Source organism: Ruegeria sp. BHSB196 (genome assembly GCF_059613135.1).
This window is the reverse complement of sequence record NZ_JBXWRY010000030.1, coordinates 22445-35801: the sequence shown is the minus strand read 5'-3', so window position 1 is coordinate 35801 and position 13357 is coordinate 22445. Positions and strand designations below refer to the sequence as shown.

The following is a 13357-nucleotide window of genomic DNA, read 5'->3' as shown; positions in this document are numbered from 1 at the left end:
GAACCGGCGCGCGATGCGTCACTTTCCAGCCCGCAGGCAACTCACCTCGCGTTGGGAAAGAACAGTTGTTGCCCGTCGAGCTTGTACGAGGCGATTGCCGCCTGCCCGTCCGCGCTCAGCAGCCAGTCGATGAAGCGCTGGCCTGCCGCGGCCCGGACACCCGGATGTTTCTCGGGGTTGACCAGGATGACGCCGTACTGGTTGAAAAGTCGCGGATCGCCCTCGACCAGGATCTCCAGATTTCCCTTGTTGCCGAACGCGATCCAGGTGGCACGGTCGGTCAGGGCATAGCCGCCCATGCCAGACGCCACGTTCAGCGTCGCCCCCATGCCCGAGCCGGTCTCGCGGTACCAGTCGCCCGAGGCCTCCGCCACGTCGATCCCGGCGGCTTCCCAGTTTCTCCGTTCGGCCTTGTGCGTGCCGCTGTCGTCCCCGCGCGACACGAACGGTGCCTCGGCCGCTGCGATTGCGGTCAGGGCCGCCACGATATCCCGGCCACCCTTCACCTTGGCCGGGTCCGATTTCGGTCCGACCAGAACGAAATCGTTGTACATGACATCGAACCGCTCGACGCCCCAGCCATCGGCCACGAATTTCTCTTCTGCCGGCTTGGCGTGCACCAGAAGGACATCGCCATCGCCGTTCATCGCATTCTTGATCGCCTGTCCGGTGCCCACCGCGACGACCCGGACATCGATGCCCGTTTCGGCCTCGAAACCGGTCAGGATATAGTCCAGGAGTCCGGAATTCTGGGTCGATGTCGTCGATTGCACGACGATATAAGCCTCTTCGGCCCGCGCGTCCCCCGTTGCAAGAGTCAGGGCGAGCATCCCCACCCGGATCCAGGTTCCGATCACTTCAACACCTCCGTCTTGTTCGACTTACACGACCAGGCCCCCGGCGAGGTATCGTCGCGCCGCCTCGGTCTCGGGCCTGTTCAAGACACGCCGGGCGGGGCCATGTTCGACCACGTGCCCGCCTTGCATCATGACGACATCGGCGGCCAACCGGCGCGCCTGACCGATGTCATGCGTGACCATCACGATCCGCACACCTTGGGCCGAGGCGTGCATGACCAGCCTCTCGATCGCCTGAGTCGCGGCGGGGTCCAGCGCACTGGTGGGCTCGTCGAGGAACAGGATCTCGGGCTCGGTGGCCAGCGCCCGCAGGATCGCCAGCCGCTGCGCTTCGCCGCCGGACAGAGACCGGGCCGACTGCCGGGCCTTGCTCTCCAGGCCGCCTTCGTGAAGCAGCGCCGCGATGCGCGCCCGCCGGGCGGCCCGCCCCAGTCCTTTCCGCCGCAGCACGAAATCCAGATTGCCCGCCACCGTCCGGCGCAACAGCACCGGCTGCTGAAACACCATGGCCTGCCGTGCCTTCTGATCCGCGGTCAACCGCGCCCCGCCCTGCAGTATGATCCCGCTGTCCGGCACGATCAGACCGTGCAGGCAGCGCAGCAGCAGGCTCTTGCCGGCTCCGTTCGGTCCGAGGATCAGGGTCGGCCCTGGACCGTCCAACACAAGGCGCGGCACCTCCAGCAGGCGGTGGCCATTGCGCCGGATCGTCAGGTCGTGGGTTTCCAATGCGCGCAGCGACTCGGCAGCCAGATCACGCATGGCGCAGCCCCTCCTGCTCGGCTCTGAGGCTCAGTACGCTGACCATCCCATTCACTGCCACGGCGATCCCGACCAGGATCGCGCCCAGCGCCAGCGCCAGCGCCAGGTTGCCCTTGGAGGTTTCAAGCGCGATGGTCGTCGTCATCACCCGCGTCACATGGTTGATGTTGCCACCCACGATGATCACCGCGCCGACTTCGGCGATGGCGCGGCCGAACCCGGCCAGCAGCGCCGTGACCAGCGCCAGCCGCGCATCCCAAAGCAGCACCGGGACGGAGGCCAGCCGCGTCACGCCCAGCGAGCGGAGCTGTTCGGAATACTCCTCGGCCAGCATCTCGACCACTTGCCGGGTCAGGGCCGCGATGATCGGCGTCACAAGTACGACCTGAGCGATGATCATGGCGGTGGGCGTGTAGAGCAGTTGCAGCACTCCAAGCGGCCCGGAACGGGACAGCATCAGATAGACCAGCAAACCGACGACTACCGGCGGCAGTCCCATCAGCGCGTTGACCAGCACGATCACCCCGCGCCGCCCCGGAAAGCGGCCGACCGCCAGCGCCGCGCCCAGCGGCATTCCAATCAGCGCGGCGATCAGGACGGCCACGACGGAAACGCGCAGCGACAGCAGCACGATGGCCCAAAGTTCGGCATCGCCCTGGACGATCAGCAGCAACGCGCCTTGCAGTTCTGATGCAAAATCCTGCATTTTGTTCCAACTTTTTAGTTCGCCGCAGAAATCGCACTCTGTTTCAGGATTATTCTATCGCAAAACACGCATTTCACCAGCATCAAATCCGGCATCCCAAAAGACAAACGCGGCCCCTTTCGGAGCCGCGCCAGAATTCGGTTGGACCCGGTTGGCCGGGCCACGACCGTGGTCAGTTCAGCGCCGCATCGGTGATCTGATGCGTCCAGGCACCGTCGGGCGCCTTGGTGATGACCGGATCGGAGCCGCCTGCCAGAAGGGTTTCCACCGTGCGCTCGTAGTCGGCCGGATCGAGCGCGCCGTTGGAGCCCGCCGTCAGCTTGGCAATCTCGCCCATCATGCGCTTCTGGTGCTCTTCGGTCTGGGCACCGGTGGCGTCGTTGTCCAGAACGATCATCGCCGCTTCCTCGGGGTTTTCCTCGGCCCATTTCCAACCCTTCATCGATGCCCGGACGAACCGGGTCATCTTGTCGACGAATTCCGGATCGCTGAGGTTTTCTTCGAGCACGTAGAGCCCGTCTTCGAGGGTTGCGACTCCCTGATCCTCGTATTTGAAGGTGACGAGCTCATCCGGGCTGACGCCCGCGTCGATGACCTGCCAGTATTCGTTGTAGGTCATGGTGCTGATGCAATCGGCCTGGCGCTGTAGCAGCGGATCGACGTTGAAGCCCTGTTTCAGAACCTCGACGCCATTTTCGCTCTTGCCGCTGGTGTCGATACCCAGCTGGCTCATCCAGCTCATGAAGGGAAACTCGTTGCCGAAGAACCAGACGCCCAGCGTGCGGTTCTTCAGATCCTCGGGCGAGGAAATGCCCGCGTCCTTCCAGCAGGTCAGCATCATGCCCGAGCTCTTGAACGGCTGGGCGATATTGACCAGCGGCAGGCCCTTTTCGCGCGCGGCCAGCGCGGCGGGCATCCATTCGACCGTCACATCGGCACCGCCCCCGGCGATCACCTGGGTGGGCGCGATGTCGGGGCCGCCCGGCAGGATGGTCACGTCGAGTCCTTCTTCCTCGTAGAACCCCTGATCCAGCGCCACATAATACCCGGCGAATTGCGCCTGCGTCACCCATTTCAGCTGCAATGTCACCTCATCCGCGGCCCAGGCGCTGCCGGCTGCCAGTCCAAAGGCCGTGATCGCCCCACTCAGTAGCTTGTGCATCTTCTTCTCTCCTTGTTGCAGTATGCGCCCCGTTTCCGGGGTCTGTTGAATTGATGTTACCCTATCCGCGCTGTGACGGATGCCAAAACGTCACCATTTTCTCGACCACGGCGACGAGCCCGTAAAACGCCGTCCCGGCCAACGCTGCCACGACGATTTCCGCCCAGACCATGTCCAGAGACAGCTGGCCGACGCTGGTCGAGATGCGGAACCCCATACCCACCGTGGGTGAGCCGAAGAACTCGGCCACGATGGCCCCGATCAGCGCGAGCGTAGTCGAAATCTTGAGACCGTTGAAGACAAAGGGCATTGCGGCGGGCAGGCGCAGCTTGAAGAAGCTCTGCCAGTAGGTCGCGGCATAGGTCTCCATCAGATCCCGCTGCATCGCCGTCGCCTCGCGCAGCCCGGCCACGGTGTTGACCAGCATCGGAAAAAAGACCATCACCACGACCACCGCCGCTTTCGAGTGCCAGTCGAACCCGAACCACATCACCAGGATCGGCGCGGTGCCCACGATCGGCAGCGCCGCGACGAAGTTGCCGACCGGCAGCAGGCCCATGCGCAGGAACTCCCACCGGTCCACGGCGATGGCCATCAGCAGGGCCGCACCGCAGCCGATCACATAGCCCGAAGCCGCCCCCTTGATGATGGTTTGAACGAAATCCTCCCAGAGGATCGGCAGGCTGTCGGCGAAGCGCGCGGCGATGACGGACGGTGCCGGCAGGATGACCAGCGGCACCGCCAGCCCGTGCACCAGCAGCTCCCACACGGCGATCACGGTCAGTCCGAAGATCAGCGGCACCGCCAATTGCACGGCCCGTGTTCCCGACTGCGGACCTTTCGCCAGGCCGGCATTCACCCACCAGCCGACCCCCCACACGAACAGGGCAAGGGCGACCAGCGTCATCGCGGGCACCCCCGCGAAAGCGGTCGGGCACAGGTCGGGCTTGCGATCGCGCGCGTCATGCCGTCATCCCCATCCGCTTCAGGACCAGGTTTTGTATCAGCCCCAGCAGGCCGACCAGGCAGGCAGCCAGGATGGCGGCGGCAAACAGCGCGGACCAGATCTGTACCGTCTGACCGTAATAGCTGCCCGCCAGCAAACGGGCGCCCAGCCCGGCCACCGCACCGGTCGGCAACTCCCCAACGATGGCGCCGACCAGCGAAGCCGCGATACCGATCTTGAGCGAGGCGAACAGGTACGGCATCGACGCCGGCAGCCGGAGCTTCCAGAACCCCTGCGCCTGCGTGGCATTGTAGGTCCGCAACAGATCCAGCTGCATCGCGTCCGGGCTGCGCAGCCCCTTCACCATGCCGACCACCACCGGGAAGAAACTCAGATAGGCCGAGATCACCGCCTTTGGAATGATCCCCTGAACGCCGACCGAGTAGAGCACGACGATGATCATCGGCGCCAGCGCGATGATCGGGATGGTCTGGCTGACGATGGCCCAGGGCATCACCGACATGTCCATGACCCGGCTGTGCACGATCCCCACCGCCAGTAGGATGCCCAGCCCGGTCCCGATCACGAATCCCAGCACCGTGGCGCTGAGCGTTACCCAGCCGTGATAGACCAGAGACCGTTTGGACGTGATCTTCTTTTCGACTGTGGTTTCCCAGAGTTCAAGGCCGACCTGATGCGGTGCAGGCAGACGCGGACGCTCCTGCGACCAGGTCGCCGGAATCGCAAAGCTGTTCTGCGCGACCAGCGAAAATTCACTGGCCTCGGCTCGCTCTCTTGCCGTTTCGGGAACCACCTCGGCCCCGGCCCGCGCCGCTTCGGTCAGCACGCCCTTGATGTTCATCGGCACGCAGGCGCCATACCAGAAGGCAACGATGACCAGGACGATCGTCAGGACGGCAAGCACCGGTTTCATTCGGTCATTCCTTCACTCCTGCCGCGGTCACTCATAGGAATGCCCCGCTCTCAGGCCCTCACGCACCCGGTGAGCCACCTCGATGAATTCGGGCGTATCGCGAATGTCGAGCGGCCGCTCCTTCGGCAGCGGGCTTTCGATCACATCGGTGATCCGGCCGGGCCGCGGGCTCATCACCACGATCCTAGTGCTCAGATACACCGCCTCGGGGATCGAGTGCGTCACGAATCCGATTGTCTTTTCGGTGCGCGCCCAAAGCTCCAACAGCTGCTCGTTGAGGTGATCGCGCACGATCTCGTCGAGCGCGCCAAAGGGTTCGTCCATCAGCAGGATGTCGGCATCGAAGGCCAAGGCGCGCGCGATCGAGGCCCGCTGCTGCATCCCGCCCGAGAGCTGCCAGGGAAACTTCTCGCCAAATCCCTCAAGATCAACAAGTTCCAATACGTTCTTGACGCGCCTTTCCTGTTCTTCCCGGCTGTATCCCATGATCTCAAGCGGCAGCTTGATGTTCTTGGCGATGGTACGCCAGGGATACAGCCCCGCCGCCTGGAACACATACCCATAGGCCCGGTTCCGCCGCGCCTCGTCCGGCGTCATCCCGTTGACGGTCAGCGTACCGCCCGTAGGCGTCTCCAAGGCTGCGACACAGCGCAAGAACGTGGTTTTCCCGCAACCGGAGGGTCCGATGAAACTGACGAAGTCGCCCCTGTTCACCGTCAGGTTCACGTCTTTGAGCGCCTGAACCGGGCCGTCATTGGTCTGGAAGGTCAGATCCAGGTGCCTTGCCTCGATCACGGGCTGGGTCGTGTATTCCGTGCTCATTATCCTGCCTTGAACTGAGTGTGGCGCCGCGCCGCCGGGCGGAGCGCCCGTAGTCGCACTCACACCCCCGTTGCCGGGATGCCTGTCCGCTCCACCGGACGCGGCGCGGTCAGTTCCTTCCAGGTGCTCAGCGCCTTGTTGACCACCGTGTTCGCCTCGCGCGCAACGAACTTGCCGTGGCCCTCCTGTGTCCGTATCTCGCCGTCATGGACCGCAACCTGGCCCCGTGTCAGGGTGAAGCGCGGCAATCCCTTGACCTCATGCCCCTCGAACACGTTGTAGTCGATGGCCGATTGCTGGCTGGACGCGCGGATCGTCTTGGACTTCTCCGGATCCCAGACCACCAGATCGGCATCCGCCCCGACCAGCACTGCACCCTTTTTCGGATAGCAGTTCAATATCTTGGCGATATTCGTTGATGTCACCGCCACGAACTCGTTCGGCGTCAGGCGGCCGGTGTTCACCCCATGCGTCCACAGCATCGGCATCCGGTCCTCAAGCCCGCCAGTGCCGTTCGGGATCTTGGTGAAATCCCCGACGCCATAGCGCTTCTGCTCGGTGGTGAAGGCGCAGTGATCCGTCGCCACCACCGACAGCGACCCCGATTGCAGCCCGGCCCACAGGCTGTCCTGATGCTGCTTGTTGCGGAAGGGCGGCGACATCACCCGACGCGCGGCATGATCCCAGTCGGGGTTGAAATACTCGCTTTCGTCCAGCGTCAGGTGCTGGATCAGCGGCTCGCCCCAGACGCGCTTGCCCTGCATCCGGGCACGGCGGATCGCCTCGTGCGCCTCCTCGCAGGAGGTATGCACCACGTAAAGCGGCACGCCCGCCATGTCGGCGATCATGATGGCGCGGTTGGTGGCCTCGCCCTCGACCTGCGGCGGCCGCGAATAGGCATGCGCCTCGGGGCCGGTATTGCCCTCGGCCATCAGCTTGGCCTGCAACTCGGCCACCACGTCGCCGTTCTCGGCATGCACCATCGCGATCCCGCCCAGTTCGGCCAGGCGCTTGAACGAGGCGAACAGCTCGTCGTCATTCACCATCAGCGCGCCCTTGTAGGCCATGAAGTGCTTGAAGGTGTTGATTCCGCGCTGCTCGATCACGGTCTTGATGTCATCGAACACCTGCTCGCCCCACCAGGTCACCGCCATGTGGAAGGAATAGTCGCAATTGGCCCGGGTCGACTTGTTGTCCCAGCGTTTGAGCGCATCCAGCAGGCTTTCGCCGGGATTGGGCAGCGCGAAATCCACCACCATCGTGGTGCCGCCGGCCAGCCCCGCCCGTGTGCCGCTTTCGAAGTCGTCCGAGCTGTAGGTGCCCATGAACGGCATCTCGAGATGCGTATGCGGGTCGATGCCGCCGGGCATGACATAGCAACCGGTGGCGTCCAGCTGCTCGTCCCCCTTCAGATCCGGCCCGATCTCGGCGATCACCCCGCCCTCGATCAGCACATCCGCCTTGTAGGTCAGATCGGCGGTGACGACGGTTCCGTTCTTGATGACAGTCGACATTTTTCTCTCCCTGCAAGCGCGTTTCCGCGCTCCTTTTCATCTTGCTCCAAATACTCCGGGGGTCCGGGGGCAGAGCCCCCGGTCACTCCACGATCTCCGCCGTCTCCACCACCGCATGGAACAGCACATCCGCCCCGGCGGCGGCCCACTCCTTGCTGATCTCTTCGGCTTCGTTGTGGCTCAGCCCGTCCACGCAGGGGCACATGACCATCGCCGTCGGCGCCACCCGGTTGATCCAGCAGGCATCATGCCCGGCGCCCGAGATGATGTCGGTATGGGAATACCCCAGCCGCTCGACCGCATTGCGCACCGCCGCCACGCAGCCCTCGTCGAATTTCACCGGATCGAACCCGCCGACCTTCTCGAACTCGACCTGCAGGCCCATTTCATTCACGATGTCTTCGGCCGCCACCCGCAGGCGGTTCTCCATGTCCTTGATCACCTCGAGATCGGGCGACCGGAAATCGACCGTGAACACCGCCTTGCCGGGGATCACGTTGCGCGAGTTGGGATGGACCTCGATATGTCCCGCCGCACCCACGGCATGGGGCGCGTGGGACCAGGCGATTTCGTCCACCTTCTCCAGCACTCGCGCCATGGCAAGCCCGGCGTTCTTGCGCATCGGCATCGGGGTCGATCCGGTATGGGCGTCCTTGCCGGTGATCGTCACCTGCGTCCAGCTGAGCCCCTGCCCGTGGGTGACGACCCCAATATCCTTGCCTTCGGCTTCCAGGATCGGACCCTGTTCGATATGCAGCTCGAAAAAGGCATGCATCTTGCGCGCGCCCACTTCCTCGTCGCCGCGCCAGCCGATGCGCCGCAACTCGTCGCCGAACTTCTTGCCCTCGGCGTCTTCGCGGTCATAGGCCCAGTCCTGCGTGTGCATGCCCGCGAACACGCCCGAAGCCAGCATCGCCGGGGCAAAGCGCGTGCCCTCCTCGTTGGTCCAGTTGGTCACGACGATCGGGTGTTTCGTCTTGATGTTCAGGTCGTTGAGGGTCCGGATGATCTCCAGCCCGCCAAGCACACCCAGAACACCGTCATACTTGCCGCCTGTCGGCTGCGTATCCAGATGCGAGCCGACATAGACCGGAAGGGCCTCCGGATCCGCGCCCTCGCGCCGCGCGAACATGTTGCCCATCTGGTCCAGACCCATGGTGCAGCCCGCCGCTTCGCACCATGACTGAAACAAGGCCCGCCCTTCGGCATCCTCGTCGGTCAGGGTCTGGCGGTTGTTGCCGCCGGCGACGCCGGGGCCGATCCTGGCCATCTCCATCAGGCTGTCCCACAGCCTGTCGCCGTTGATCCTGAGATTCTGCGCCGGAGCCGCCATGTCTCTCCCCCTGTTGGTCGCGATGTGTCCCGCGTTTCGTCTGATGATTTGACCATATGGTCAAACTCACGCTATCACGGGCAAGACGCCAGTCAAGAAATAGCAACACCGTGCCGGAAAAATCCGCAGAGTCGGCCCGCCCCAGCACAGAAACCGGACCATCAGTCAAAGATGCCAGACGACCGCCCGACGACCCGGATCCAGAAGAAGAACCGCGCCGCCATCCTGGAGGCCGCGCTCGAGGTCTTTTCGACCCACGGGTTTCGCGGCGCGACCGTGGATCGGATCGCGGTCGAGGCGGGGCTGAGCAAACCCAACCTTCTATACTACTACCGCAGCAAGGACGCGATCTATGCCGCGTTGCTCGAACGTCTCCTGGACACCTGGCTGGACCCGCTGCGGGCCATCGACCCGAACGGGGAACCGCTGGAGGAACTGCTGTCCTACATCCACCGCAAACTGGAGATGAGCCGGGATTTTCCGCGCGAAAGCCGCCTGTTCGCGAACGAGATCATCCGCGGCGCCCCGCATATCCACGAGGTTCTGTCTACGGACCTCAAGGCGCTCGTCGATGAAACCGCCCGCCTGATCCAGCGGTGGATCTCCGACGGTCGCATTGCCGAGATCGATCCGCACCACCTGATCTTCTCGATCTGGTCGCTGACCCAGCATTATGCGGATTTCGACGTTCAGATTCGCGCGGTTCTGGGGCGCGAGGATCCCTTCGACGGCGCTGCCGAGTTCGTCGAAACCCTCTATCGCCGGCTCTTGACGCCGCGGAGCTGATCATTCGCGCGCGGTCAATTCCTGATCCTCGCCCTCGCCTACCGCCAGAACGGTGGTTTCCGGCGTCATGGCGCGGGCGGAGGGCGCTGGCACAAAGGTGGCCTTGTCCTCGGGTTCCACCGGCGCACGGGTGAGGATCCGCGCGAAGGTGAACAGAATGAGCAGGGCGTGGGACACGGCCGAGGTGACGAACAGCCCCTGCCCGCCCAGCGACGACATCGCGAAACCGGCCACCGTCGGACCGGCGATCGACCCCAGCCCGTAGATCATCAGAAGCCCGCCACTGACCTGGATCGCCGTACCTTCGGGCGCGTGGTCGTTGGCATGGGCAATGATGATCGGATACATCGCATAGATCGCCGCGCCAAAGATGCTGGCCAGGGCGAGGTTGACCGCCACCGCCTCGGGCTGCAGCAAAAGGAACGCTAGGTCGGCAGCGATCGCCGCGACACTCACACCGACCAGCACCGCACGTCGATCCATCCGGTCCGACAGCCATCCGATCGGAATCTGCGACACCGCACCGGCCAGGATCGGCAGACTCGCAAACAGCGCGACCGTGGCCACGGCCAGACCCACGCGGTCCGCATAGACCGCGGCCAGCGTTCCGAAGGCGCTGTTGGAGATGCCGACGAAGAACACTCCGAACACCGCGACCGGCGAATTGCGCCAGAGCGCCCTCAGATCGAGGCGCACGCTGACCAGCGGCTTCGGCACCGCTCCGGTGGAAATCGCCGTCGGCACCAGCGCAAGGCAATAGAAGATCGCCGGCAGGACAAAGAACAGAAATCCCCGCGTATCGCCCACTGTCAGCACCAGTTGCCCCGCCGTCGAAGCCCCGAGGTTGACCATGGTGTAAAGGCCAAAGATCCGCCCCCGCGAGGACGGGTCGGCCCGTTCGCTGAGCCAGCTCTCCACGATCATTGCCGCGCCGGCGAAACAGAAACCGGATACCGCGCGCAGGGGAATCCAGGCATAGGGCGTCAGGAAGATGAGCGATGCCAGAACGGCGACGGCGGCAAAGGCCGCCATCACGCCGAACGAGCGGATATGGCCGACGCTGCCGACCAGAGGCGGCGTCATCACGCACCCGGCGACATAGCCCAGGGCCCAGCCGGTGCCCAAAAGGCCCAGCGACGCCGCGCTGAATCCTTCCGCCGTGCCCCGGATCGGCAGAATCAGGCTGTTCATGCCCCCGGCAAAGAGCAGCAACGCCGATCCGAGCAGCAAGGCGCTTACCGGGAACAATTGCCTGATCATGATTGCAATCTCTTGAAAGCGAAACGGGGCGGTCGGTCCGCCCCGCTTATCACGCTCTGTCTTTCGCGCGCCAGTCCCGGCGCGTCGGTTGCGGCGTTACTCCGCCGCCTTGGCCATCGGGTTGTTGGGATGCGTGGTCCAATTGGCGTATTCCGCCTCGACCACCTTGCCGGTGCGCGGATCCACCTCGCCCGGCTGCATGGGCACCATCGAGATGCAGCCTTCGACCGGGCAGACATCGACGCAGAGATTGCAGGCCACGCATTCCTCGTCGATCACTTCGAACACGCGATCCGGCGACATCGAGATCGCCTGATGGCTGGTATCCTCGCAGGCGGCATAGCAGCGGCCGCATTTGATGCACTGATCCTGATCGATTTTCGCCTTGGCCACGTAGTTGAGGTTCAGATATTGCCAGTCGGTGACATTCGGCACGGCACGACCGACGAAATCGGCGACGTTGGCATAGCCTTTCTCGTCCATCCACCGGCTGAGACCCGCACTCAGTTCTTCGACGATGCGGAACCCATAGGTCATCGCCGCGGTGCAGACCTGAACGTTGCCCGCGCCCAGCGACATGAACTCCGCCGCATCGCGCCAGGTGGTCACGCCGCCAATGCCGCTGATCGGCAGCCCATGGGTTTCCGGATCGCGCGCGATTTCGGCCACCATGTTCAGCGCGATCGGCTTGACCGCCGGGCCGCAATAACCGCCATGGCTGCCTTTGCCGTCGATCGACGGTTCCGGGCTGAACGAGTCCAGATTCACTCCGGTGATGGAACTGATCGTGTTGATGAGCGACACCGCGTCCGCGCCGCCGTTCTTGGCCGCCCGCGCCGGAAAACGTATGTCGGTGATGTTCGGGGTCAGTTTGACGATCACCGGGCGGTCATAGTGCTTCTTGCACCAGCGCGTGACCATCTCGATGTATTCCGGCACCTGCCCCACGGCACTGCCCATGCCGCGCTCGCTCATCCCGTGCGGGCAGCCGAAGTTGAGCTCGATGCCGTCGGCTCCGGTTTCGGCCACCCGCGGGAGGATCGCCTTCCATTCCGCTTCTTCGCAGGGCACCATGATCGAGGCGATCAGCGCCCGGTCGGGATAGTCCGCCTTGACCCGAGCCATCTCCTCCAGGTTCACTTCCAGCGGGCGGTCGGTGATGAGTTCGATGTTGTTGAGGCCCAAAAGCCGCCTGTCCGCGCCATAGATCGCGCCATATCTCGGACCGTTCACGTTCACCACGGGCGGGCCTTCGGCGCCCAGCGTCTTCCAGACGACGCCGCCCCAGCCGGCCTCGAAGGCACGGCGCACGTTGTATTCCTTGTCCGTCGGCGGCGCCGAGGCCAGCCAGAACGGATTGGGGCTTTTGATCCCCAGAAATTCGGTTGTCAGATCGGCCATTGGTCCTCCTCCCCGGCTCAGCCGGTTTTTCTGAATATCATCTCGGTCGGACGGATGCGTCCGGCATGCAGGTTGTCGACGTAGTTCGCGAATTTCTCTGGCGCGGTGTCGCCCATCATCAGGTGGATGCCCAAAGGCACGGGACCGTTTTCGGCGGCGCGTGCGAACACCTCTTCGAAAAAGGCGATCGCGAATGCGGTCCGGTCGGTTTCCGCGGCCAGAGTCAGGCCCGCCGCCGCGGCGGCCGCCTTGTAGGTGTCGGGCGAGTCGACAAACGAGGTTTCGGGCACCGTCGCCCAAGGCAGCGGAAAGGCCAAAGGCTCTTGCACCGTGCCGCCCATCACGTCGAACACCGCAAAGGTGCCGCCGTCGGCCAGAACCCGCGAAACCTCGGCAAACAGGCGGTGCTTGTCTTCGATGTTCATGCCGACATGCATCATGACCGCCAGATCGAATTGCCCGTCCGGCACCGGCAACTCCAGCGCGCTGCCAACCAGAAACCTGGTCTTGGATCCAAGCCCGACCAACTCGCTCAACGCGGTGGCGGTCTCCACGAATTCCGGTGTCAGATCGACACCGGTCACATCCGCCCCGTAGCGGTCCGCAACATAGCGCGAGGTGCCGCCGATGCCGCTACCGATATCCAGCACACGGGTCGCGCCGGTCAACGTCAACTGCTCGAACAGATGATCGCTCGCAGCGACGCCGCCGGTGTGAAACTCATCGCCGGCTTTCAGATCGGCCGCCGTGGCGGTTTCGGGATCGACGCCGCTGGCCCGCAGGGCCTCACGCACCCGTTCGGTCAGGGCGCCCGTCGTGTAATGCTCGGCGACTGCGGCTTCTGTGTCTGACATCGGAACACCTCGGCTGAATGGGG

General features: G+C 64.2%; 13 protein-coding genes. 1 reads left to right on the top strand and 12 read right to left on the bottom strand.

The features are described 5' to 3' along the window. Positions 1-41: 41 nt before the first annotated feature. From AC2FNJ_RS14610 to AC2FNJ_RS14570, 9 genes are all read right to left on the bottom strand, one after another. Positions 42-830 (bottom strand): ABC transporter substrate-binding protein, encoded by a 789-nt coding sequence (locus AC2FNJ_RS14610; RefSeq protein ID WP_496765253.1) that lies wholly within the window; start codon positions 828-830, stop codon positions 42-44. A 51-nt stretch (positions 831-881) separates the two neighbouring features. Continuing rightward, positions 882-1616 (bottom strand): ATP-binding cassette domain-containing protein, encoded by a 735-nt coding sequence (locus tag AC2FNJ_RS14605; RefSeq protein WP_496765228.1) that lies wholly within the window; start codon positions 1614-1616, stop codon positions 882-884. Further along, positions 1609-2322, bottom strand: a complete 714-nt coding sequence (locus tag AC2FNJ_RS14600) for an ABC transporter permease (protein ID WP_496765227.1) — start codon at positions 2320-2322, stop codon at positions 1609-1611. The genes AC2FNJ_RS14605 and AC2FNJ_RS14600 overlap by 8 nt, the downstream gene beginning before the upstream one ends. A 172-nt stretch (positions 2323-2494) precedes the next feature. Further along, positions 2495-3484 (bottom strand): ABC transporter substrate-binding protein, encoded by a 990-nt coding sequence (locus AC2FNJ_RS14595; RefSeq protein WP_496765226.1) that lies wholly within the window; start codon positions 3482-3484, stop codon positions 2495-2497. A gap of 61 nt (positions 3485-3545) precedes the next feature. Beyond that, complete coding sequence (locus AC2FNJ_RS14590) at positions 3546-4391, bottom strand: ABC transporter permease (RefSeq protein ID WP_496765224.1); 846 nt, start codon at positions 4389-4391, stop codon at positions 3546-3548. A 55-nt stretch (positions 4392-4446) separates the two neighbouring features. Further along, a complete protein-coding gene (locus tag AC2FNJ_RS14585; protein ID WP_496765223.1) occupies positions 4447-5364 on the bottom strand; it encodes an ABC transporter permease in 918 nt (305 codons plus the stop codon). 27 nt (positions 5365-5391) lie between these two features. Then, positions 5392-6186 carry an ABC transporter ATP-binding protein gene (locus AC2FNJ_RS14580; RefSeq protein WP_496765221.1) on the bottom strand — a complete coding sequence of 265 codons (795 nt, stop codon included), beginning with the start codon at positions 6184-6186 and terminating at the stop codon, positions 5392-5394. A 59-nt stretch (positions 6187-6245) separates the two neighbouring features. Further along, positions 6246-7700: a dihydropyrimidinase gene (gene hydA, locus AC2FNJ_RS14575; RefSeq protein ID WP_496765220.1), complete on the bottom strand. Its 1455-nt coding sequence runs from the start codon at positions 7698-7700 to the stop codon at positions 6246-6248. Between the two features lie 82 nt (positions 7701-7782). Further along, a complete protein-coding gene (locus AC2FNJ_RS14570) occupies positions 7783-9033 on the bottom strand; it encodes a Zn-dependent hydrolase (RefSeq protein WP_496765218.1) in 1251 nt (416 codons plus the stop codon). Positions 9034-9204: 171 nt separating this feature from the next. On the opposite strand from AC2FNJ_RS14570, the gene AC2FNJ_RS14565 reads away from it, so the two are divergent. Beyond that, positions 9205-9819 (top strand): TetR family transcriptional regulator C-terminal domain-containing protein, encoded by a 615-nt coding sequence (locus AC2FNJ_RS14565; RefSeq protein ID WP_496765217.1) that lies wholly within the window; start codon positions 9205-9207, stop codon positions 9817-9819. Here AC2FNJ_RS14565 and AC2FNJ_RS14560 read toward each other — a convergent pair whose 3' ends face one another. From AC2FNJ_RS14560 to AC2FNJ_RS14550, 3 genes are all read right to left on the bottom strand, one after another. After that, on the bottom strand, positions 9820-11079 hold the full coding sequence (locus AC2FNJ_RS14560; protein WP_496765215.1) for an MFS transporter: 1260 nt from the start codon (positions 11077-11079) through the stop codon (positions 9820-9822). 96 nt (positions 11080-11175) lie between these two features. Further along, complete coding sequence (gene preA, locus AC2FNJ_RS14555) at positions 11176-12480, bottom strand: NAD-dependent dihydropyrimidine dehydrogenase subunit PreA (RefSeq protein ID WP_496765214.1); 1305 nt, start codon at positions 12478-12480, stop codon at positions 11176-11178. Between the two features lie 17 nt (positions 12481-12497). Then, entirely contained in the window at positions 12498-13334 is an 837-nt protein-coding gene (locus AC2FNJ_RS14550) for a methyltransferase domain-containing protein (RefSeq protein ID WP_496765213.1), read from the bottom strand. Positions 13335-13357: the final 23 nt, after the last annotated feature.